The sequence below is a fragment of the Secundilactobacillus angelensis genome, assembly GCF_012641075.1.
Classification (GTDB): Bacteria; Bacillota; Bacilli; order Lactobacillales; family Lactobacillaceae; genus Secundilactobacillus; species Secundilactobacillus angelensis.
The window spans coordinates 1-22,452 of sequence record NZ_JAAXLJ010000024.1; the positions used below are offsets into that span (position 1 = coordinate 1).

Consider the following 22,452-nt stretch of genomic DNA (forward strand, 5'->3'; position numbering starts at 1 on the left):
TATTACTAGCGAAATTGACTTCGCAAATTACATTTGATATCAGCCGAAACTGATATACCCTGCACATTTGTGAAACAAAACTTTGTTCAGTTTTCAAAGGTCTACCAAGCAAATTCTTTTTCGAATCAGCTTTTATATTGTATATGATAACCTCGTGGAAGTCAACAATAACTTTCTATATCAACATTCTTGTTCGGAATGTTTCTTTACGAGGCAACTTATTAACAATATCATCATCGCTATTAATTGTCAACACATAAAATTTAAAATTCTAAATCGGTACATGTCTTCTTAATCTCTCGCGACAACAGATAACATCATACCAAGTATTCCCGGCTTGGTCAATCACTTTTGAAATAAAATTAAAATCAATTTTGCTGCTTTAAAATATGTGCGTCAAAATCAAAGAATCCTTTCTATAAATTGAGCGACGAAAAAGGATCGATTCTAAAAAGCGAATCGACCCCTTAAATTAAAAGCTGCTATTTAACTCTTGCTAAGAAATACCGTTTCTTACCGCGACGGACAATTACAAATTTACCATCGAAATGCACACTAGGATCAATCTCCATATCAACATCCGTTATTTTTTCACCATTAATACGGATCGCCCCATTATTAACATCCTCACGTGCTTGACGTCGCGATGGTTCAATCGCTGTGACGTCTACTAGCCATTCAATGATATTACGCTTCTCACTAGTTACCTCAACAGATGGCATGTTCTTGAAGCCCTGCTCGATCTCATTCACTGATAAATCAGCAACTTCACCCGAGAAAAGCGCCTTTGAAATGTTCTCTGCTTCAATCACCGCATCCTTGCCATGAACAAATGCCGTGACTTCTTCAGCTAATCTCCGTTGAGCCTCGCGTTTTTCTGGCTGAGTTTCAACTTTCTTTGCCAAATCCGCAATCTCGTCTTCAGATAAGAAAGTAAAATACTTCAAATACTTAACAACATCACGGTCATCTTGATTTAACCAGAATTGGTAGAACTCATAAGGCGTCGTCTTCTCGGGGTCCAGCCAAACAGCTCCGCCGGCAGTTTTCCCGAATTTAGTTCCATCCGCCTTAAGCATCAATGGAATAGTCAGGCCATAAGCCTTCGCATCCGCGCCCTCAATCTTGTGGATCAAGTCAATCCCAGCGGTAATGTTGCCCCATTGATCAGCACCGCCAACTTGTAGTTGAACGTCTTCAGCCTGGTAAAGGTGAAGGAAATCCACCGACTGCAGAATTTGGTAAGTGAACTCAGTAAACGAAATACCAACTTCCAATCTGGAAGCCACCACTTCTTTAGCTAACATATTATTCACATTGAACAGCTTGCCATAATCGCGCAAAAATTCGAGTAATGACATCTTAGACAGCCAATCGTAATTATTGACGATTTTAAAACTCCCGTCTTGGCCAAATAAATGTTCCATTTGAGCTGTGATAGCCGCTTCATTATGGTGAACTTGTTCCATAGATTGCAAAACCCGCTCAGACTTTTTACCACTAGGGTCACCAATGGAACCTGTCCCACCACCGATAACAATGTATGGCCGATGTCCAGCCAACTGGAATCGCTTTAGGATCATGAACGGAATCAAATGTCCAATGTGCATTGAGTCCCCGGTTGGATCAATGCCGACGTACAGCCCAACTGACTTGGTTTTTACTAGGTCCATTAGGCCCTGTTCGTCTGTCTGCTGATTAATTGCGCCACGCCACTTTAACTCATCTATAATTGTCAAAAAGAAACCTCCTTAGGGTATAAAAAAGTCCCCACTAGTCATCGACTAATAGGGACGAAATTGAATTCCGCGTTACCACCCAAGTTACGTTGTAATATGACAACGTCGCTCGACATTAATATCGGGATGAACCGCCAGCTCGTACTGGATCGCTCCACACTGTAATTCGGGATGCCGGGACGCTTGGCTTGCAGCAGCCGCCAAGTTTCTTTATCGTTGCCCGTCACCCTACTTCGGTGCTTCATTGCTGTCATTAATACTACAAATACTCTCACTAAAAGTCAAGCTGCAGTCGGCAGCGGTTTTAACATATAATAGAAGAAACTAAAGGAAGTGATCATTCTGTTCATTGTACTCATTATGATGACACTAATTGATTTGGCAGCTGTTCACCCCTTGATGAAAGGTCAACCTGATCAGAAACGTGTCTGGCTACCCCTACTTGGGTTGCTCACACTCTCAGACCTGTTGATTGCATTGCCAGTACATCTGTGGCCGGGTCAATTGTTAGCAACAGCGGTCAGCGTTGGCTTTTCAACTTGGTATCTGACCGCATCCGTCTATCTCTGGCTCACGTATTGGTACAGTTCAAGAACTCATATAACAGTTAAGCCTGACTATCTGATCATTTTAGGTGCAAGAGTGACTCCTCACGGGCCTACAAAAACCTTAACCAGGAGGCTAGAAACCGCGCTTACTTTTCTTACTAAACAGTCTCAATCACCTAAAGTCATTCTCACAGGCGGTCAAGGCAGCGATGAGCCAGACAGTGAAGCTAGTGTCATGTCAGCCTTTCTGAAAAAACATCAAGTTGAACCACACCGACTGCTACTGGAAGAAAAGGCCACTTCTACTGCAACTAATTTCAAATACTCTAAGCAAATCATCAATAGCGACTGGCACCAGCTAACCGAACCGAATCTCCTAGTGGTCACCAGCGACTATCACCTGGTTCGCAGCAAATTGCTGGCATGGCAGCAGCATTTAACAATTGCCACTTTAGGTGCGTGGACCACCACTGCTGCCCTTTTTCCTGCCATGCTACGTGAGGTGGCTGCCTTACTCTTGCAGTTAAAGTACCCACTGATCGCCGGTTGGATAATTGTGACATTTTTAATTCAATGCTTCATATATTAGAAGTATTAGAAGCTTAAGCGTATTTTCATATCTGAAAATAAGCCTGTAATTTTTTTACATTTTCTCTTGCGAAAGCCACAAGAATCTTATATACTAATTCTGTTGCAAAATCCCAGTAAGAAAATGTGAGGAGTTTTTCTAATGAAATTAGGTTTAATCGGCTTAGGAAAGATGGGTATTAACTTAGCCCAAAACATGATTCGCAATAACAATGAAGTTGTCGGTTTTGATTTAAACACTGACTTAGTTGAAGAAGCAGCCACTTATGGTGCTACTAAAGCTACCACACTTAAAGAAATGATTGATCAACTACCATCACCAAAGATTGTTTGGATCATGGTACCTGCTGGCAAGCCAACTGATGCTACTGTTGACAGTTTAGTCGATGCATTAGGCAAGGGCGATATCGTCATTGACGGTGGTAACACTTTCTGGAAAGACTCACTCAGACACAACCGTCTATTAGGCGAAAAAGGTATTCACTACTTTGACTGCGGTTCATCAGGCGGCTGGAGAGGTGCTCTTAACGGCGGTAACTTCATGATTGGTGGCGACGAACCAGAAGTCTTCGAAACAATCCGCCCATTATTCGAAGGCATCTCACAAAAAGACGGTTACCTTTACACTGGTAAAGCCGGTTCAGGTCACTACTTAAAGATGGTCCACAACGGTATCGAATACGGTATGATGGAAGCCATCGGTGAAGGTTTCGAAGTGCTCCAAGCTTCTGACTTCGACTATGATAACCGCGCTGTTGCCAAGGTTTGGAACAATGGTTCTGTTGTTCGTAGCTGGTTAATGGAATTAGCTGAAGCAGCCTTCGAAAAGGATCCTAACTTGGATGCTATCAAGGGTCGCATGCACTCTAACGGTGAAGGCCAATGGACTGTTGAAGACGCTATGGATCACGCCGTTCCAACACCAGTTATCTCAGCTGCTGTTATGACTCGGTTCCGTTCAATGCAAGATGACACCTTTAACGGTAAAGTTGTTTCTGCTTTACGTAACGGTTTCGGTGGTCACGCAATGGACAAAAACTAATTTTAACTTAATCACGAGAAAGGCCACGCAATTGCGTGACCTTTTTTATTTTCGCAACATGAGTTTGAGTATGCGATAATGAGTTATTACAACAAACTGGAGAGAATTTATTTTGAAACGTAAAATCAATCAGTTACCAGTGTGGCTCATCTACACACTAGCGTTCATCATTATTACATCGGTATCCTTTGGCGCCCTATCAGCCACTGGTCACTCCACCATTTGGAACCTAGACGGGATTGCTCAGCATTACCCGATTTTAAAAGAATTTTACCGTATCTTGCATGGAACTGCCCACCAATCGCTATTTAGCTGGTCGTGGAACTTGGGGCTAGGTGCAGATCAAATGACTACCTTTGCCTACTATCTAGTGGGTGATCCTTTTAGTTACTTAATCGCATTATTCCCTGCTCACCAGATTGAACTCGGCTACACGTTGCTCACGATTCTCAGATTGTACGTGGTTGGGATTGCTTTCATTGAATTAGCGAGACACTTCCACTTCAAACCAGCTGGTCAAGTTTTCGGTGCCTTAATATACACCTTCAACGGCTTTGCCTTTTATATTAGTTACCACCATCCGTTTTTCCTGCTGCCAATGATTTTCTTTCCATTATTGTGCCTAACCATCGACCGCATTTTACACGGAAAATCCTGGTGGTGGTTTGGTATCGTGACTGCCGCCATCTTGATTTGTAACGTCTACTTTGCCTATTTAATGGCGTTTGGTGCACTGATTTTTCTTGTCATCAGATCCGTTGATTTAAGGCAAAAGAGCGTTGTTATGCCTAAACTATGGCAACTCATCTTGCGGCTCCTGTCAGGTATCGTGATGGCTATCATGATATCAGCAGTTATTTTACTGCCTAATATCCTGGCGATGATGAATAGTTCTCGAATGGGTGGTTCAATTTTCGCCAACAACTTGCGCTGGTATCCGGAAATTTACTATCGAACCTTGCCTGATAACATATTGACTTCCAATGGCAACATTTACTATTGGGCTCTGATTGCCACCAGCGGTCTGTCATTGATTGCGATGATCTGGACCATGCGCCGTTTTAAACGTTACTTAGCACTCAACATCACCTTAATTCTGATTGCTCTTGGCCTGTTGTTTCCCGCAGTAGCGGCAACGTTAAACGTCATGAGTACCCCCTCCAACCGCTGGCTCATGATGGCACAACTGGTATTTGCCCTAACTGCCGCAACACTAGTCGATCACTTAAGTGCCTTCACAACTCGAGACTTCTTCTGGCTAACTGGTATTATCGCTGGACTGATACTAATCATCTGGATTGCCAATGGCTATTTGTTCAAGTTTCGGCAAATTCAGTTGCTGACTTATTTAGTGTTCATGCTGTTTATTTGGCTCTTTAGCCTGCTGTTACTGAAACCACAGTTAGCTAAACCGATTGAACTGGGGTTGCTGGGGCTAGTCACACTAAATGCCATTACCACCGGCTTGAGTTTTTACGATGATAACTACTCTGGTGCACCAGCCAATGAACTGCCCACTCATACTGCTGATCAGTGGTCAAAGTGGTACTTTGACGGCGCTGATCAGTATCTGAGCAAGCATGATAACGGCTTTTACCGGACTTCTACGACGAATAACTATTACACCATGACCACGGTGGGTAATAACATTCCCATGTTGCTAAACACCCATACCATCAGTTCGTATTACTCCGTTCAAAATGGTGATGTGAACCAGTTCAACCAACAACTGGCTAACGTTCAAAACAGCATGAATAATCCAACTAGCAGTGCTGATACCCGGGGATCGATTCTCTCCATGCTAAACGTGAAGTACTTGTTTGCCCGTGAAGACGATATGTTAAACCAAAAGGCGATGCCATACGGTTTCCGGCAGTTAAAAACAAAACAGGGTAAGCCCGTTATCATAGATGATCACCCGGTATATGCCGTTGGCAACGGAACTGGCACGGCAATTTTAAAGAACCGCTATGCCTTACCGTTGGTTTACACCCAAAGTTTTCAGATCACTCCGGCTGCCTTCGATAAATTAACGGCTCTGGAACGACAAGAAGCCCTACTGGAGGGTGCTAGCGTTCAAAAGCAAGTATCAGGAGTCGCCAAGACCCACCTTAAAACTGCCACTAAACACCTAGCCTACAAGGTTAAATTAACCAGTCAACCGATTCTCAAAATTCCCGATTTAATCAACTATCGTCTGCAACATAACACAAAACATTCCCAGTCAGCTGCAATTGGCAAAGAACCCCTACCACCAAAAGAGGCAGCTAATTATGCTGCTGCCACTGGTTTAGATAAGCCTTCAGTCGAAGTGACCAACTTGCTGGCTCAAAACCAGACGATTGTCGATAATAATACCGAGACCAACCACAATGGCTTACACGAAATGACCAGTGACATGCTTGGTCAACAACAAACCTACGCACTGAAATTAAAACAGCCCAAACAGGCTCAGGGAACTGAACTCTACTTGGACTTATCTGGTATTTCCACTCAGTTCCCCGATACTCAAAAGCGGTTAAAGAACTTTGCTACACAATCTCAATTTGCAGGTACACCGCTGCCAAAGGGGCAACAAAGAAACAATTGGCGTTCAATTATCAATGATCCGCTGTTCAACGCCTATACAATGAACATCAAAACTACTAGTTATAAAACCGTTTATAACCAATTTGGCATCAATAACATGTCAGATTACGAGCCTAAAGATCATCTATTAATTAACTTAGGCTATTCTACTAAGCTTAGGAAAACCATCAACTTATCATTTACCGCGGCAGAAAAGATTCATTTCAAACACGTCAAAGTGATTGCCATGCCATATGGAACAAAATATCGCCAGCAAACCACTCAACTGCAAAAGACTGGTTTAATCAATCAACGGGTGACTAATAATCAAGTCCAAGGCTCATCCGTTGGTGCCAATAAACGGATTCTGACGACAAGTATCCCTTACAGTAAGGGCTGGCAGCTAAAAGTGGACGGTCAACCGTGGAAAACACAGATTATAAACACCGGTTTTGTTGGTGCTGTGATTCCAAGCGGCAACCATAAGATTAAGCTGACCTACCACACGCCAGGATTGATTGCTGGTCTCTGGCTTTCAATCGTTGGTGTCATCATAGCAATAGTGACCTACTTCTGGCCACGAATCATTCACAGAACAGACAAGAAAGATGACCCAAAACAAGCGAGTTAATCCAGCAGTCACTTGGAAAATGATTGCATAAGTTGATATAATGAATGTGAACTAAACTCACTTTTCATCCAAGGAGGGCTTACCGTGAAAACATTTACTGCTTACTTCGTTCGGCACGGACAAACAATGCTGAACCACTATAATAAAATTCAGGGCTGGATCGATTCACCTTTAACTGAAAAGGGAATTGCAGACGCCAAACGTGCCGGCCAGCAGTTGAAGGCTATCAACTTCAACGCTGCATACAGCAGTGATTCAGGTCGGGCAATCGAAACCGCTTCGTACATTCTGAAAGCCAATCCGGAAAACATCAATATCATTAGCTACCAATTTCCCGAATTCCGCGAACAGTGCCACGGCTACTTCGAAGGTAACGATGCTAACCAAATGTGGCAATTCGTTGGTGAACAAGTTCAGTTAACTTCCGAATCCGATGTACTAGCGAAATTTGGTTTGGAAAAAGCACGGGATTTAATTCATAAAGCTGATCTTTACGGTGAAGCAGAAAGCAACGCCATGTTTTGGGAACGGCTTGATCGTGGCTTCAATAAGCTGCGTGCCAACTCTAAAGATGGCGACCAAGTCTTTGTTGTTTCTCACGGTATGACAATCCGTTCAATCATTGACCGCTACGCTCCAGAACTGGATGTGGGTGTGCCTACCATTAACGGCAGTATTTCAAAGCTCACCATTACTGATAACGATATTAAAGTTGATTTCTTCAACCGGACTGATTTCGTTGCTAAATAAGAAATAAAGTACACAAAGTAGCACCATTCCGATGGTCTTTATCGGGATGGTGCTACTTTGTGTTATATGGCCGGAACCTGACATTCAAGTAGCACAGTCAGTAAGGAAACGAGCCGAAATACTGACCAATATCGACTGATGGTATAGCACTTTTGTTATCCTTCAGCCACCTTAAGTTGCTGAACAGTCTCAGCCTGAGTTTTAACCTTATCTTTTGCCACAATCACCCGGCCCATTAATTCCGCTACCTTGAACCGGTCGCTTGGGTGATGGTCCATAACGGTGACCATTACCGTTCGTTCATAGATGTGTTCCACCCGACCAACAAAATCACAAGTCAGATTACCGTTGGGTTGGCAGGTTACAATATCGTTAATTTTAATCATGTCGATCATCCTTTCCGTTGTTGACACTGGATAATTGCGATTGTCTTCGCATCACAAGCCTCTACTACTAATTGATAATGGTTTTGTTCAACTACGCGGCGATCATGAAAGTGAAAGTTCATCACTTCGACGACTAGCCGATTGCCAAATACCTGGTTCACTCGGCCAATAAACGGTTTACTCATTTGCGCATGCTGACATCTCACTAATCGTCCCGCGACAATTTCTGGTGCTTCACTCATTCACGCCGCCTCCTTTTTCTTATGTGTATAAATTATCAAACCAATAAGAAATAGTTACGACGAAATAATGAATATTTCTTGAAACCCGTTTACAATGTTGTGACAGAAAAGACAATAACTAAAAACTGCCTGATTTTCAGTTTTAAAAACCGAAAATCAGGCAGTTTATTTGTTATGTTTTATTTATAGTTGCACTTATTTTTGTCTCACCGATTCATCAAAATGTTTCAACCGGTGCAAGGCATCCTTCAAAACGGAGCGATCTACGGCAAAATTCAAACGCATAAACCCCTTGCCGGTTTTACCATAATCGATTCCAGGATTCAAACAAAGATGTCCGAGATCACGCAGCTTAGTATCCAGTTCAGCATCGCTCAGCCCGTATGCCATAAAATCTAACCATATCAAGTAAGTTCCTTCTGGATACATGGGCCGGATCATCGGCACTTGTTCCCGAAGGTATTCATAAGCCAAGTTACGGTTTTCTTCCAGATAAGCATTAACTTCTGTCAACCACTCACTTCCCTGCTCATAAGCAGTCTGTGTGGCCACCATCCCTAACGTGTTAACTTCTTCAATGGCTTCTGCAGCTGCAGCTTGTTTTAAGGTTGTCAACATTTGCGGATCTTTCACTGCTAGGTAAGCGCATTTAACACCGGCCAGATTAAAAGCCTTCGTCGCCGATTTTAACAGGATTGTTTGGCTAGCGGCTTCTTCACCCATCAAATCAGACATCATTGAAACCGGGACGTTATCAGAAAAAGCCACGTCATCATGAATCTCGTCAGCCAACACTAACATGTGATGTGCGTTAGCGATATCTTCAAGCCGCTGCAATTCCGTTGTGGTCCAGACACAGCCACCGGGATTATGGGGATTGCAGACAATAATTGCTTTCGCCTGGCTGTCAGTCATTAGCTGATCTAACCGGTTAAAATCAATCACGTACTGCCCTTCACGCTGAACCAACGGAAATTCAACGAACTGACGGTGATTATCATCAACTAATTGCTTATATGGCGGGTAATAAGGCGACATCACAATAATTCCATCGTCAACTTGAGTTAAATGGCGAATTGCAAAGGACAACCCAACAGCCACACTTGGCACGAGAATTAACTGTTCACGTTTAAGTGTGACGTCATGATGCTCCTTTTGCCAGCGAATGATTGCGTCATAAAATCCAGTACTCGGCATAGTGTAACCCAGCACTTTCGTATCCAACACCCGCTGCATTGCTTCTCTGATGAACTGAGGGGTTGCAATACCCATGTCAGCTACAGTCATTGGTAAGAGCTGATCATCATCCTTGATAACTGACCATTTAACATTATTACCATGTTGTCGGTTAACGTTAGTATCAATCATGTCTAGTTCCTCTTCTCTAATGGAGATTGGCTAACACCAGTTTGAACTCATTCCCGCATTGTTTCAAGTTTGGGGACCACCCGTTGAGATAGCCAAGCCAATAAACGGCCCAGTTGCATGCCAAATCGTCGCTGATAACCAGCTTCAGACGTTTGATCCAGGGAAATGGCATCCCCCTTCACCGCAATTTTAACCGCATTTTCAAAACTTGCGCCACACATAATTGCCGCAGCTAGCAGCGCAGAGAAGACGTCGCCACTGCCGTAAAAATGACCTTCGCGTAACTTGGTGGAGATCACTTGCAGGGAATCGTGGCATTGATAAGCCGTTTTGACCCTGTCTTCATCAAGGATACCGGTAATCACAATCTGAGTATGTTCACCGAGGACAGCCGTTAAAGACGCAAAGACAGCTGCAATATCAGTTTCATTGGGTACCGAATCGGTTAACGGTATGCCAGCCAATAAATGAGCTTCCGTCCAATTCGGTGTGATCACATCCGCGTGTACTGCTAATTGCCGTATTGCAGCAACATACTCCGCAGACAACCCCGGATAAAGCGCACCGTCGTCCCCCATAACTGGATCAACAATTAAGGGGTGCAGTTGCTGTTCCAAAACCATCCGCGTCAACGTGTTAAGTAAATCAACTTCGCCAACGTAACCAATCAGACCACCAGATAGCTGAATATTCTCGTTTTGCCAGTGAGCCGCTGTCTCTTTGAGCCACTGAGTTGAAAATTGCTTAGCGGGTCTCCCAAACCCCTCAGTCTGAGTTGACAACACCTGGGTCGGTAAAATCGCTGCTGGCACACCGAGAGCAGCCATAATCGGGATGGCAACACCTAGCGACATCGTGCCAACGGCAGAGAGATCTTCAGCAACTAAAAAGGGCTGGTTATGCAAAGTTCCTTCAGCCATCTAGTTAACCAATTAGCCTGGGTAACCGACTCTCGAGTGGAACGGAAACCACGTAAGCAACAATTCCGCCAACGATTCCTTGGATGAAGTTGGTAGGAATCCCAATCAGTCCGACTTTAAACCCGTAGAGCAGACTGTCCGTTGCCCAATAGCCGGCCACCATGACTAAAACGCCGACTGACATTGCAATTACTTTAGCTGTTTTAGTTTTCTTGCTGCCAAGCCATCCGGCGACAAAGCCTTCTAGACCGTGGACAATAAATGAGAATATCATGTACTGCGTATAGCCTGAAATCAGATCCAGTAAGAGACCACTGAAGGCACCAACGATTGCACCTTGAGTGCGTCCCAGCAAAACTGCAGCAATAAATATTCCTGCATCACAAAGGTTAACGTTCCCATGAGTCATTGGAACGGGAATCAAGAAAAATCTCGAAATAACGACAGTTACCGCAATCAGCATTGCTAAGTAAACGACTTCTCGGGTTGAAATATGGTGTTTAGTTTCCATTCTGATCCACTCTTTTCTCTCAACAAATTTTAATCTACTTATCATACTACAACATGCTCGTACCTAAACACAAGCTTACACTCTAGATTACCCGATTAGTATAGCAAGTAAAAGCGAATGTTTGTATTAATTTTAATTAGAAAATCCAGACAACTTCAAGAATTTTCAGTGAAAATCAAAAAAGCCGTAACGTCACTATCTCCGTAGTGAACATTACGACTCACAATCAACGCTTATTTCGCGTCAGCTGCTTCTTGGGCATCTTTTTCAGCCCTTAACTTAGTTTCAAGTTCTTTAACAATTTGTTTGTGCCGAGCTTCAGACAACTTCACTTTAGTAAAGTAGACGATAGCGGCAACCGCAATCAGAATCATTGGTCCGTAGAACATGTACATCTTAAAGTTCGTCAATTGCGCTGCACTAATACTGCTTGGAGCAGCGTTACCCGTCATACCTGAGTGAACCGCAGCGATACCAACAACACCGTTAGCAACCGCACCAGCCAACTTATCGATCAATGGTCGGATTGAAAGGGTAACGGATTCGTTCCGGGTACCATTCTTCCATTGACCATATTCAACGCTATCAGTGATGGTCATCAATGCGGCCAAGAAGATCATTGGGTATGGGAAGAAGAAGATGGCAACTGATACCAAAACGCCGAGTAAGCTGTTCCCTGCAAACAAGAACAGAACATAACCGATTAACATCATGCAAATACCACCAACGTAAATGGCCTTCCGGTGAACCTTCTCAACAATCACTGGGAAGAGTGAAACGGAGATAACACCCAAGGCCGCCATGATCCAGCCTGCAAATGTAAATTTGTTTGACTGGCCCAAAACGTAAGTGAAGTAGTAAGCCAACAGTGAGTTAGTCACCACGTAGCCTAATGCAAATAGGAAGTAAGAAGCTGCCAACCACATCAACTGGTCGTTCTTACCTAACGCTTTAAAAATACCAATCACACCAGTACGTTCAGTGTTTTGACGAATTAAACTGGTATTTTCGTGAGTTCCCAAAGCCGTGCATAACGCACCGCCGAATGAGAACAAGGCAATAACAATAGCAAAACCAATCCAACCAGCTTGGGTTTTAGTCTGGCCACTAGTTCCTGAGAACACGTGTGAGAAGAACACAATCAGTGGAAAAATCATGATTGGAACCGCTTGGGCACCAATCGTTGACCCTAAACGACCAGTGGTACCAAAGTTATTACGAACTTTCTCATCAACACTTAAAGCTGGCAGCATTGACCAGAGCGCAATATCTTTGAATGAGTAGAAAACATCCATGATGACATAACAGATACCAAACAATACAACGTAAAGCGTTGGGTTGGAATTAGTTAAACCACCAAAATCAGTAAAGATAAGTACCAGGAAGATGGCACTGACACCAGCACCAACCAGCAACCATGGTTTAAACTTACCATATTTGGTCTGGGTGTTATCAATGATCCCCCCAATGATTGGGTCAAACACGATTTCAATTAACCGAATGAACATCATCATCGTGGTGATCGTCAAAATCATGTGTGACTTGACACCTTTTGCAGCGCCATTGAACAATTCACTGGTGATAAACAACATGAGATACGTACTTAACGTCGCGTAGAACGCATCATGACCAAAGGCCCCTAACGCGTATGACGTATACTGTTTTACATGACTCTCTTTTTTTTCTTCCATTATTCGCCACTCCCTGAACCTTCGTAACGATGCTCAATAATCTTAGAGAGAATCTTACTGCGTTGTTCAGACTTAGCAACATCAAAGCGAGTCTCTTCTAGATCATTAAAGTCTTGTGCCAACAACAATGCTTCCAGATAAAGCGTTAGCTGACGTTTAATATAGACTTTATCTTCTTCGTCATCACGCTTTGGATTACCACCTAAAACCGCTTGAGCAAAATCTTCTGGCTTCAGGGTAATCTTATCACTGCTTTTACTAGCCATTATTCTTACCTCCTAAATTGATTGTTGGGACCGCAGACTAAAAAGCAAACGATAAAAATAATAGCCATGACATCTGTTAATTTAATAATCGTCATTTGCTTTTAAGAATACGGACCAATTAACCTTTTGCTACCCTTCCTCGATAGCCTATGGACATTCTAGCACAAATGATTGAACTTTGTAAACGCTTACTTAAATTTCAACAAAATTTTACCTAATTTTTAGTCAATTTATTGGTAAAGTTTTCAAAATAGCGGTTTGCCGTAGCTTATTAGCCTGTAAATGATTTATTGGCCTATGAAACTTCAACTCAAAACTTATGAAAACTTAAAACAGCAAAAGGGAGTATAGGTCAAAATAGCTGACCCACACTCCCTAAAAAAATAATTCTACCAACCAATTTCAGCCGCATTATCAGGTAATGACAGCTTTCCAGCTGCCAGCTCGCTAAACGCCTGATCCAAAATATCAAAAGCGGACTGTAATTGCTCATCTGTAATAACCAGCGGTGGCTGGAATCTGAGTACGTTAGTCTTCAAACTGATGATGATGGCGCCTAATTTAAAGACGCGATAAATAATCTTGGTGGTGGCATCTGCATCAGGTTCGCCCGTTTCGGGATCAATGATATCAATACCACCATCAAGCCCATACATCCGCACGTCGCCAATAAAATTAAACTTCTTCTTCTCATCTTCAAAGAAGGCAGCTGTCTTCTTGCCAAGTCGCGTACTGCGCTCCAGTAAATGCTCATCCTCAATCACATCAATGGTTGCCATGGCGGCAGCCGTTGTCACTGGATTACCGGCCGTGGTATAGACGTTGGCAGGCGACCCCAAAGAGTTCATGATTTCCTGACGGCCAATCACTGCACTTAAAGGCAATCCAGACGCCAGTGACTTACCAACAGACATCAGATCAGGTTCCAGATCAAAATGTTGAATCGACCACCATTTACCGGTTCTCCCCATACCTTGATTAACTTCATCTACCGCAAACAAAATACCGTTAGCTTTAGCAAAATCATATATTTTATGCATATAAGCATCCGGAGTTTTAACGATTCCGCCATCGCCTTGAATCGGTTCAATCAGGATTGCAGCAACTTCTTCGGCAGGCAAATAAGTCTCAAATGGCAGCTTAAACGCATCAAACATACGCTCTACAAAAGCTTCCTCCGATTCTCCATCAAGCCGTTTCCACGGATCTGGGAACGGCACCTTAACGATATCCGGTAACAGCGGTCCAATTTTACGACTCATGTTCAGACTAACTGATGACACACTGATTGACCCGTACGTTGAACCATGGTAAGCACCGGTAAAACTCACAATGTAAGGGCGGCCAGTATATGCCCGAGCAAATTTAATGATCGCATCGTTTGCATCAGAACCCGAGTTGCCCCAGCCCAGTGCAGTTGGTCCGCTAATGGGGGCTAGAGCGGCCAACCGCGGTGCTAATTTTGCAGCCGCATCGTTCGCAAAGTACGCCGGCGTATACTGCAGTAATTTAGCCGCCTGATCCTGAACCGCTTTAACCACGTGAGGATGCGAATGACCAGTGTTGGTTGCTGAAGCACTTGCTAAAAGGTCAAGGTAGGTTTTCCCATCAGCATCAGTAATTGTGGCTCCCTTGCCCGATTCAATCACAATGTTAAAATACTTTACCCGCGCTGCCTTGGAAAAGGCTGGCGCTTCCTGTTTTAAAAGTCGTTCATTTTCACCCATAGTATTTCCTCCGTAAATCTTGACTTAAACGAAAACCCCAAAACACTGCGCTTTGGGGTCATCATTTAACTTATTTTTGTTTATTCGTATTTAATGATGAATGCTTGGCACCGTAGAATAAATATACCAGCAGGCCAAAGATAAACCAGATCAACGCGTAAATCTTAGCGTCTTTATCAAGTCCCCAGAACACGCCCAGTGCGCCTAAGAACGCAATGAATGGTAAGACTGGATAGAACGGCATCTTAAATGAAGGATCCGGAATATCCTTACCTTCACGAGGTCGTAGCTTGTAAATCCCAAGGGAGACGAACATAAAGGCAATCAGTGTCCCCGCTGAAATCAGCTGTGACAAAAAGGCGAATGGGAACAGTGAACCGATGACCACACCAACAACGGTGATGGTTAACAGTGCATGGTTAGGTAACTGCTTGTCGTTCAAAACACCCAACCACTTAGGAAGCAGCCCATCACGGCCGAATGAATAAACCAGTCGTGAGCCAGCCAGCATCATCCCGATTAAAGCGGTAAACATCCCAACAACAGCAATCGACTGAACCACTGTCGCAACAATTGTATGGCCACTTTGACGCAGTGCCCAGCCAACGGGTTCAGCATTGTTTGCATAATCGCTATAATGGAACATTCCAACTAGAACCAACGCAACGGCAACGAACAAAACAACCGCGATCACTAATGACCCCATGATCCCACGAGGCATTGTTTTTTGCGGATCCTTGGCTTCAGCTGAATTAGCGGCAACGGAATCGAAACCAATGTAGGATAGGAAAATCATCGAAACACCAGCGTAAATGCCTTGCCAACCACCAAACTGGTTACCGTTAACCACCTTGTGAGCTGGAATGAATGGGACGTAGTTTTGCATATGCAGTGCAGTTGCACCAACGACGATGAAGAGTAAAACTGCTAAAACCTTCAGGACAACCAAGATATTCTGAACTCGAGCAGCCGTTGAAGCACCTCGTGATAGCAGAAAAGCCACCATCAGAATCACCACAACGGAAGTAATATCAATAACCCCGCCATCGGTTCCAAATGGATTAGCCAACGCCTTGGGGAAAGTAATCCCCAATGGCTCAATCAGCCCACGAAAGTTCGCTGAAAGTCCAGAACCAACAAAGGCCACAGCAATAAAGTACTCGGCTAACAGCGCCCAGCCGGCAATCCAGCCAAACCCTTCGCCAAAAACAACGTTGATCCAAGAATAAGCCGAACCGGCAAATGGCATTGCGGCCGCCATTTCGGCGTAAGCAAAGGCAACCAGGCCAGCAACAATGGCTGCAGCTAAGAATGACAAAGCTACGGCTGGACCAGCATGCTGTGCAGCAACAACCCCAGGTAACGTAAAAATAGAAGTAGAAACAATCGTGCCGACACCTAAAGCCAAGATATCTTTAACACCTAGTACACGTGCCAAATGTGAATCTTTGTCTTGGTAGACGGCAGGATCCTCCTGGCGTAAAAATGTACTCTTAAAACTCATATAATTCCTCCTGTAGCGATACTGGACCGCTTATGTAATTAGTGCTTAATGACCTGTCTCTATAAAGAAACATTAGAAATAAATGAGTTTATTTTAACAATGATTTTAATAATGTGCAAGGCTTCGCTGAACACCAACTCACAGCAAACCCTTGTAAATTGCTTTTAATTTACCTAAATTTCACGCATAATAAAATTAATATCATACTTATTCTAATGGGGTGAGTCTATGGGATACATTCTTGATTTAAGGAAAAAAGTTGGTCATCAGCCACTGATTTCTACTGGCGCTGCTGGGCTGGTCTACAACGCCAGTGCACAATTGCTGTTAGTTCATCGCAGTGACACGCATTTATGGGGGTTACCATCTGGTTCCAAGGAAATCGGCGAGTCACTCGCGGATACGGCTAGCCGTGAGGTGACTGAAGAAACTGGTGTCCACGCCGTTAATTTCAAATTTAAAACGCTACTCAGTGGCCCTTCAATGCAATTTAGCTACCCAAATGGTGACCAAATTGATGCTGTTATCGCAGTTTACCAGGCCTTTACTCAAGATAGTCGGCTAACACCGCAAACTGGTGAAACCGACCAAGTTGGCTTTTTTGACCTTGATCAGTTGCCAGACCAGATCACCGATTTTTCAAAACAAATTCTAGAGGCTGCGGAGTTGGTATAATACATTCAAAAATCCTACAATAGAACTTAGATGTATAATTTTTAAGAACAAGGAGAGGATTGTATGCAAACAGTCACCATCGCAGGGCATCAAGTTCCAGCTATCGGGCTGGGAACCTGGCATATGGGCGATGAGCCATCTTTAGAAAAGCAAGAAATTGAAGCGATTCACGCCGGCGTAGCCGCTGGTGCCAAAGTCATCGACACGGCGGAAATGTACGGCTCTGGCCGTGCGGAGACTTTAGTTGGCAAAGCCATCAAAGATATCCCAAGAGAGAAGCTCTTCTTAATTTCAAAAGTTTTACCAACTAATGCCTCAAAGGATCGTATGGAACGCAGTCTCGATGCCAGCTTAGAAAGACTAGGTGTTGATGAAGTTGACCTTTATCTATATCACTGGCGCGGAACTACCCCATTAGTTGAAACGGTGGCTGAATTACAGCGACTGACTGAAGTCGGAAAGACTAAGGCTTGGGGAATCTCGAACTTTGATGTTGCCGACCTGGAAGAACTCTGGCAACTCCCTAACGGCTCTAAAGCTGCGGCCAATGAAGATTTATTTAATTTAGGTAGCCGTGGCGTGGAGTACAGTTTATTAGACTGGCAAGCTGACCATAAGCTGCCATTTATCGCTTACAGTCCGGTGGGTGCACCTGACCAGATCAACACTCATTTAGGAAGTAACCCGAACGTGCTTGAGGTCGCGAGACGCCATCATGCCTCTGCTTATCAAGTTCTACTTGCCTGGGTCGTCGGCCATCAACAAGTGTTGGCAATCCCGCAAAGCAGCAACGCAGAACACGCCAAAGAAAACGTTCTAGCCGCTGATATTCAATTAACTTCTGATGATTTAAACCTGTTGGATGAAGCTTATCCAGCACCAACTGAAAAGTTACCGTTGGATGTCTTATAATCGCAATTTAAAAGGGAGTAGCTCGTGTTTTCCACTGTAGAAAATACGAGTTACTCCTTTGCTAACATCAATAACGTATTCTATTCCGTATCACTGGTACTAATAACGGGTTGCGTGCCACGTTCTGAAATAATGGTGACCATGACGTTGTTGATCAACTGCAACTTTCGATCATCAGTGAGTTTTAAATCGGTATCCTTTTGTAATTTAGCAATGGCATCTTCGGTAATCGAAACTGCCCCATCCACAATGATCTTCCGCGCTGATAAGATAGCGGAAGACTGTTGTCGCTGTAACATGGCACTAGCAATTTCCGTTGCATAAGCCAAGTGGGTCAACCGGGTTTCCATGACTTGGACTCCGGCAATCTCCAAGCGGGATTGGAGCTCTGCAGTTAATTTATCAGAAACTTCTGTTGGATTACTGCGTAGCGTTAACGTTTCAGTGTCATTGAAGTTGTCGTAAGGAAATTCAGAAGCAACGTGCCGAATGGCAGATTCGCTTTGAATTTCAACGAATTGTTCATAGTCTTCGACGTCGAATAACGCCTTGCTGGTATCCACAACCTTAAACACAATAACGGCGGCAATCTCTACTGGATTACCACGAGAATCGTTAACTTTTAGCAGGTTACTATTAAAGTTACGGACCCGCAATGAAACCGTCTGTTTGTTGGTTAAGGGAACGGTCATGAACAGGCCAGCTGTGCGAATCGTCCCAATGTATTTACCAAAGAAAGTCAGTGCTTTCGCCTCATTTGGTGCAATGATGGTTAAGGAACTTCCGCCAACCAGAGCAATCAAAATTAGAATCACACCAGAAACGATTCCTACCGCTGTCTGCAGCAACAATAACCAAGCGCCACCTAAGACAAGCAGTATTGCAACGATGAGTCCGAGATACCCGTTAACGTGAAAAACATTTTTTTCAGTCATGGTAAACTCCTCCAATCTATTAGCTTCATTATACATCCCCATAATCGGATTGGAAAAATTTGACATTTTGAAGTGTAAATTCTTTGCTTTTTTTAATTTAAGATTATAATTTTCTTAGAGTCAACGTATTGAGTATACTGCTCCCCCTACCCTTCAACTAAAAGTTGCGCAGTGACTCCCGCTTGGTACGCTAACTCACCTGCTCACATAGGATTGAGTAGTTACTTGTCTGGCGGAATCTCTCCATTTCGCTGGATTTTTTTAGGTTAGGTGCAAAAATTAGCGCTAAGATAGCTGCACGTAAGGCCCCTTAGCAGAATTCCCCGAACTTGGGAATTGTGCTAAGGGGCCTTACGTGCAGCTATCTGCTAATTTTTGCCCGTTTCAGTTAAATCAAATGGGTTCCCTTATCAACGTAGATCGTATCGCCGTCAAGTCCCGTGCTTAAATCACTCATCAAAAAGGCAGCGGTGTTGCCGACTTCTTGAATCGTCACGCCCACGCCGTTAACGGCCCGTTCATTGGATAATTCAATCAGTTTACTGTAGTCCTTAACACCAGTAACCGCCAGCGTTTTCACCGCGCCAGCAGAAATCGCATTGACACGAATGTTTTGACTGGCTAAGTCCCGAGCAAGGTAGCGAACTGATGCTTCAAGACCAGCTTTGGCAATCCCCATGATGTTATAGTTAGGAATTGCTCGTTCAGAGCCCATATACGTCAAGGTGACAATTGAGCCACCCTCGTTCATGATCTGACGACCATACTTAGCCACAGATATCAGTGAATAGACACTAATGCTTTGGGCCTTATTGAAGCTTTCCAGACTGGCATCCGTCGTTTCACCTTGTAGATCCTCAGGGTCCGCATACGCAATGGCATGTATTAAACCATCGATGTTACCCACTTGTTCATGGATCTGATCAAACGCTGTCTGAACGTTCTCTGGCTTGCTGACATCACAAGGAATCTTCGTGATTCCTTCGTCAATAAACCGATTGAGACTCTTTAACATTCGGTCGTTTTGATAGGTTAAAATGATTTCAGCACCCTGTTCCTCCAACGCTTGAAAACAGCCATAAGCTAAACTGCGCTTGTTGGCAACCCCCATGATTACAATCTTTTTACCCGATAAAATGCCGCTCATGATAATACCTCTTTCAATATAAAATTTGAAAAATAAATAATGCCATTAACTAACTTCGCTATAACCCACATTTTACCTTACATGACCGTTCAAACACAAGTGGCGGACAATGAGCCTAGATTTGTCCGTTAAATTTTGATTTGTGGTTCGCTATAATTAATCTTGTAAATGAGATAGGAGTGATTTGGATATGACAAAGGTATTAATTTTAGGTGCAAATGGTAAGATTGCTAAATTGGCTGAAGCACAGCTATTGGCACAAACGGATCACCAATTGACCCTGTTTTTGCGTCATGCGGATCGACTAACCATTTCGGACACTAAACGTGAAACGGTTGTTGAAGGTGACGCCACGAATCAGGCAAACCTGGAGCAAGCAATGCAAGGTCAAGATATTGTGTACGCCAATCTGGGTAATCACGATATTGAAAAACAGGCAAAAACGGTAGTCGCTGCCATGAAAGCAACTGGTGTAAAACGACTAATCTGGATCTCCACGCTAGGTATTTATGATGAAGTGCCTGGTAAGTATGGCCAGTGGAATCATCAAATGCTGGATGGCGGTTATCTGGAAACGTACGCAGCTGCCGCTAAAGTCATCGAAGCTTCTGGCTTAGACTATACGATTATCCGCCCAGCTTGGCTCTCAAATAAGGACATCGTCAGCTACGAGACCACTCAAAAGGGCGACCCATTTAAGGGCACCGAGGTTTCCCGCAAGAGTATTGCCGCCTTCGTGGTATCACTCATCAACGATCCGACCAAAGAGATTGGCCATTCGGTGGGCGTTGATCAACCTGGGACTGATGGCGACAAACCGTCGTTCTACTAAAATAGAATGTGAAATAACTCTGTAAATTCCTGAATTTAAGACAAATAAACCTCATTCCGATACTTTTTATCGGGATGGGGTTTATTTGTCTTAAATGGTTGGAATCCAAGTCGTTTCGCAAGTTTAGACTAGATTAAAGTGTTGTCCAAAAGAACCCATTCTTCACGTTAAGAACCAACTCAGATTCTTAACAATCTCGTCTGATGTCACGACTGATAGTCAGAAATCAAAACGGTCCTACTCCACCGTTCAAATAACAACGCGTGCTGCGGCCGAAATATATCAATCATCATATCAAGTCCTAGTATTATTCCGATGAGCCCTAGTATCAGCACCATACCAATCCCACCAAACATGTACAACTGGCTACTTTGAGGGATAAATGCCAGGATGCCACCAATCACAATTGGAACTAGGAACAAGCTATATCCCATCAGCCAACGCCGACAAATTTGCCCGTTAGTCACCTGCTGACCGGCCATATTTGCCACTTTTAAGTGGACTAACCGCATACCAAACGTTTTCCGCCAAATGAATTGTGGCACTAAAGCCACTATCATCAAACTGATTAAAGCAACAATTTGGGAAAACTGTTTCACATTACCTAATAACGCATTAACCACTGTCGAAAGCACCGTGAAGAGCCCCCAGTCGACCACAAACGAAGTTGCGTGCCGAAAAAACGAAACTTGTCGTGCTTGTACTTGTAATCTTTCCTTAATCCGATCAGAGGTCGGCAAAAGTGGGAGTACTATTCCAGTCAGCCAGTATCCAATGATTCCCCCAGTAGTATTCAACAGCAAATCATCCACATCGAATAGGCGATACGATCTTGGGTAAATCCCATAATCGCCGCTCAGCTGAGTGAGTTCAAAGAACAGTGACAGGCAAAAGCTGATGATGATGGTCTGCCACCAAGACTTACGAAAGTAACCGCGAAGATAGAAGCCAAAGGGAATTGTCAGCACAATATTAAACAGCGGTTGAACAACGGTTGGATTTTTAACAGCCGCTAACCAAGTCTGTGGATTTGTCAATTGGAAGGGATTCTGGTCAATGAACTCCCGTATAAACAGCAGCGGCTGCAAGTTGTACCTCGGGGTTGTTAACTTTGCCACCGAAGCCATACTAGGCAACGGTAAGATAATCAGGAAGTAAGCGCAGAGCAAATAAAACACAAAACTGTACAGCATCACGATTGACCAGCGTGAAATCGCACCAAACCGATGGTAATGCCAGAGCAAAACTGGAAAGGTGATCAATAACGCGATCAGTGGAAATGCCAGCATTGCCATTCGAATGTCAAACAAATAAACCATTATGTATCCTCCAAAGCCGTCTGTATTGAACATAATGTACGACTAAAGGCTTAATAGTGTCAACAATTGTAAACCAATCTAGTTGCCAACAAAACCAAAATCCGGCCATTTAAGCCAAAGCACCCCCATCCCGATAAAGACCATCGGAATG

At 43.7% G+C, this 22,452-nt stretch carries 20 protein-coding genes and 1 other annotated feature; of the genes, 7 read left to right on the forward strand and 13 right to left on the reverse strand.

Features of this window, described 5'->3' with window-relative positions:
• Positions 1-482 precede the first annotated feature (482 nt).
• Entirely contained in the window at positions 483-1,739 is a 1,257-nt protein-coding gene (gene tyrS, locus HC026_RS10680; RefSeq protein ID WP_168925917.1) for a tyrosine--tRNA ligase, read from the reverse strand.
• 47 nt (positions 1,740-1,786) lie between these two features.
• Positions 1,787-1,993 (reverse strand) — a binding site (T-box leader).
• Between the two features lie 145 nt (positions 1,994-2,138).
• Here tyrS and HC026_RS10685 point away from each other — a divergent pair.
• From HC026_RS10685 to HC026_RS10700, 4 genes are all read left to right on the forward strand, one after another.
• Complete coding sequence (locus HC026_RS10685; RefSeq protein ID WP_232843731.1) at positions 2,139-2,876, forward strand: YdcF family protein; 738 nt, start codon at positions 2,139-2,141, stop codon at positions 2,874-2,876.
• 141 nt (positions 2,877-3,017) lie between these two features.
• Positions 3,018-3,917 (forward strand): phosphogluconate dehydrogenase (NAD(+)-dependent, decarboxylating), encoded by a 900-nt coding sequence (gene gnd / locus HC026_RS10690; protein WP_168925919.1) that lies wholly within the window; start codon positions 3,018-3,020, stop codon positions 3,915-3,917.
• A 112-nt stretch (positions 3,918-4,029) separates the two neighbouring features.
• Positions 4,030-7,116, forward strand: a complete 3,087-nt coding sequence (locus tag HC026_RS10695; protein WP_168925920.1) for a YfhO family protein — start codon at positions 4,030-4,032, stop codon at positions 7,114-7,116.
• Positions 7,117-7,200: 84 nt separating this feature from the next.
• Positions 7,201-7,866: a histidine phosphatase family protein gene (locus HC026_RS10700; protein ID WP_168925921.1), complete on the forward strand. Its 666-nt coding sequence runs from the start codon at positions 7,201-7,203 to the stop codon at positions 7,864-7,866.
• A 155-nt stretch (positions 7,867-8,021) separates the two neighbouring features.
• On the opposite strand, the gene HC026_RS10705 is transcribed toward HC026_RS10700, so the two are convergent.
• The 9 genes from HC026_RS10705 to HC026_RS10745 all read right to left on the reverse strand — a co-directional run bounded on the left by HC026_RS10705 (position 8,022) and on the right by HC026_RS10745 (position 16,481).
• Positions 8,022-8,252, reverse strand: a complete 231-nt coding sequence (locus HC026_RS10705; RefSeq protein WP_168925922.1) for a hypothetical protein — start codon at positions 8,250-8,252, stop codon at positions 8,022-8,024.
• 5 nt (positions 8,253-8,257) lie between these two features.
• Complete coding sequence (locus tag HC026_RS10710; RefSeq protein WP_168925923.1) at positions 8,258-8,494, reverse strand: hypothetical protein; 237 nt, start codon at positions 8,492-8,494, stop codon at positions 8,258-8,260.
• 195 nt (positions 8,495-8,689) lie between these two features.
• Positions 8,690-9,862: a MalY/PatB family protein gene (locus HC026_RS10715; protein WP_168925924.1), complete on the reverse strand. Its 1,173-nt coding sequence runs from the start codon at positions 9,860-9,862 to the stop codon at positions 8,690-8,692.
• Positions 9,863-9,909: 47 nt separating this feature from the next.
• Positions 9,910-10,782: a bifunctional hydroxymethylpyrimidine kinase/phosphomethylpyrimidine kinase gene (locus HC026_RS10720; RefSeq protein WP_168925925.1), complete on the reverse strand. Its 873-nt coding sequence runs from the start codon at positions 10,780-10,782 to the stop codon at positions 9,910-9,912.
• 4 nt (positions 10,783-10,786) lie between these two features.
• Positions 10,787-11,293 carry an ECF transporter S component gene (locus tag HC026_RS10725; RefSeq protein WP_168925926.1) on the reverse strand — a complete coding sequence of 169 codons (507 nt, stop codon included), beginning with the start codon at positions 11,291-11,293 and terminating at the stop codon, positions 10,787-10,789.
• Between the two features lie 233 nt (positions 11,294-11,526).
• Positions 11,527-12,984: a glycoside-pentoside-hexuronide (GPH):cation symporter gene (locus HC026_RS10730; protein WP_168925927.1), complete on the reverse strand. Its 1,458-nt coding sequence runs from the start codon at positions 12,982-12,984 to the stop codon at positions 11,527-11,529.
• Positions 12,984-13,250, reverse strand: coding sequence for a hypothetical protein (locus tag HC026_RS10735; RefSeq protein ID WP_168925928.1), 267 nt, complete (start codon positions 13,248-13,250; stop codon positions 12,984-12,986). Before HC026_RS10735 ends, HC026_RS10730 begins: the two co-directional genes overlap by 1 nt.
• A 389-nt stretch (positions 13,251-13,639) precedes the next feature.
• The gene (locus HC026_RS10740) at positions 13,640-14,977 is read right to left on the reverse strand and encodes an aspartate aminotransferase family protein (RefSeq protein WP_168925929.1); all 1,338 of its coding nucleotides are present in this window, start codon (positions 14,975-14,977) and stop codon (positions 13,640-13,642) included.
• Between the two features lie 70 nt (positions 14,978-15,047).
• Entirely contained in the window at positions 15,048-16,481 is a 1,434-nt protein-coding gene (locus HC026_RS10745; RefSeq protein ID WP_168925930.1) for an APC family permease, read from the reverse strand.
• 228 nt (positions 16,482-16,709) lie between these two features.
• Here HC026_RS10745 and HC026_RS10750 point away from each other — a divergent pair, with 228 nt between their 5' ends.
• Both HC026_RS10750 and HC026_RS10755 read left to right on the forward strand, forming a co-directional pair.
• Positions 16,710-17,156 (forward strand): NUDIX hydrolase, encoded by a 447-nt coding sequence (locus HC026_RS10750; protein WP_168925931.1) that lies wholly within the window; start codon positions 16,710-16,712, stop codon positions 17,154-17,156.
• Positions 17,157-17,219: 63 nt separating this feature from the next.
• Positions 17,220-18,068 carry an aldo/keto reductase gene (locus HC026_RS10755; protein WP_168925932.1) on the forward strand — a complete coding sequence of 283 codons (849 nt, stop codon included), beginning with the start codon at positions 17,220-17,222 and terminating at the stop codon, positions 18,066-18,068.
• Positions 18,069-18,148: 80 nt separating this feature from the next.
• On the opposite strand, the gene HC026_RS10760 is transcribed toward HC026_RS10755, so the two are convergent.
• Positions 18,149-19,003, reverse strand: coding sequence for an SPFH domain-containing protein (locus HC026_RS10760; RefSeq protein ID WP_168925933.1), 855 nt, complete (start codon positions 19,001-19,003; stop codon positions 18,149-18,151).
• A gap of 388 nt (positions 19,004-19,391) precedes the next feature.
• The gene (gene fabI, locus HC026_RS10765; RefSeq protein ID WP_168925934.1) at positions 19,392-20,150 is read right to left on the reverse strand and encodes an enoyl-ACP reductase FabI; all 759 of its coding nucleotides are present in this window, start codon (positions 20,148-20,150) and stop codon (positions 19,392-19,394) included.
• A gap of 190 nt (positions 20,151-20,340) precedes the next feature.
• On the opposite strand from fabI, the gene HC026_RS10770 reads away from it, so the two are divergent.
• On the forward strand, positions 20,341-20,982 hold the full coding sequence (locus HC026_RS10770) for an SDR family oxidoreductase (RefSeq protein ID WP_168925935.1): 642 nt from the start codon (positions 20,341-20,343) through the stop codon (positions 20,980-20,982).
• A 206-nt stretch (positions 20,983-21,188) separates the two neighbouring features.
• Here HC026_RS10770 and HC026_RS10775 read toward each other — a convergent pair whose 3' ends face one another.
• Entirely contained in the window at positions 21,189-22,301 is a 1,113-nt protein-coding gene (locus HC026_RS10775) for a VanZ family protein (RefSeq protein WP_168925936.1), read from the reverse strand.
• Positions 22,302-22,452 lie beyond the last annotated feature (151 nt).

Coding starts and splice junctions, on each gene's coding strand:
- gnd (WP_168925919.1), top strand. CDS start 3,018: ATGAAATTAGGTTTAATCGGCTTAGGAAAGATGGGTATTAACTTAGCC.
- HC026_RS10745 (WP_168925930.1), bottom strand. CDS start 16,481: ATGAGTTTTAAGAGTACATTTTTACGCCAGGAGGATCCTGCCGTCTAC.
- HC026_RS10730 (WP_168925927.1), bottom strand. CDS start 12,984: ATGGAAGAAAAAAAAGAGAGTCATGTAAAACAGTATACGTCATACGCG.
- HC026_RS10750 (WP_168925931.1), top strand. CDS start 16,710: ATGGGATACATTCTTGATTTAAGGAAAAAAGTTGGTCATCAGCCACTG.
- HC026_RS10770 (WP_168925935.1), top strand. CDS start 20,341: ATGACAAAGGTATTAATTTTAGGTGCAAATGGTAAGATTGCTAAATTG.
- HC026_RS10775 (WP_168925936.1), bottom strand. CDS start 22,301: ATGGTTTATTTGTTTGACATTCGAATGGCAATGCTGGCATTTCCACTG.
- HC026_RS10685 (WP_232843731.1), top strand. CDS start 2,139: ATGAAAGGTCAACCTGATCAGAAACGTGTCTGGCTACCCCTACTTGGG.
- HC026_RS10720 (WP_168925925.1), bottom strand. CDS start 10,782: ATGGCTGAAGGAACTTTGCATAACCAGCCCTTTTTAGTTGCTGAAGAT.
- HC026_RS10715 (WP_168925924.1), bottom strand. CDS start 9,862: ATGATTGATACTAACGTTAACCGACAACATGGTAATAATGTTAAATGG.
- HC026_RS10725 (WP_168925926.1), bottom strand. CDS start 11,293: ATGGAAACTAAACACCATATTTCAACCCGAGAAGTCGTTTACTTAGCA.
- HC026_RS10735 (WP_168925928.1), bottom strand. CDS start 13,250: ATGGCTAGTAAAAGCAGTGATAAGATTACCCTGAAGCCAGAAGATTTT.
- fabI (WP_168925934.1), bottom strand. CDS start 20,150: ATGAGCGGCATTTTATCGGGTAAAAAGATTGTAATCATGGGGGTTGCC.
- HC026_RS10755 (WP_168925932.1), top strand. CDS start 17,220: ATGCAAACAGTCACCATCGCAGGGCATCAAGTTCCAGCTATCGGGCTG.
- HC026_RS10710 (WP_168925923.1), bottom strand. CDS start 8,494: ATGAGTGAAGCACCAGAAATTGTCGCGGGACGATTAGTGAGATGTCAG.
- HC026_RS10760 (WP_168925933.1), bottom strand. CDS start 19,003: ATGACTGAAAAAAATGTTTTTCACGTTAACGGGTATCTCGGACTCATC.
- HC026_RS10705 (WP_168925922.1), bottom strand. CDS start 8,252: ATGATTAAAATTAACGATATTGTAACCTGCCAACCCAACGGTAATCTG.
- HC026_RS10740 (WP_168925929.1), bottom strand. CDS start 14,977: ATGGGTGAAAATGAACGACTTTTAAAACAGGAAGCGCCAGCCTTTTCC.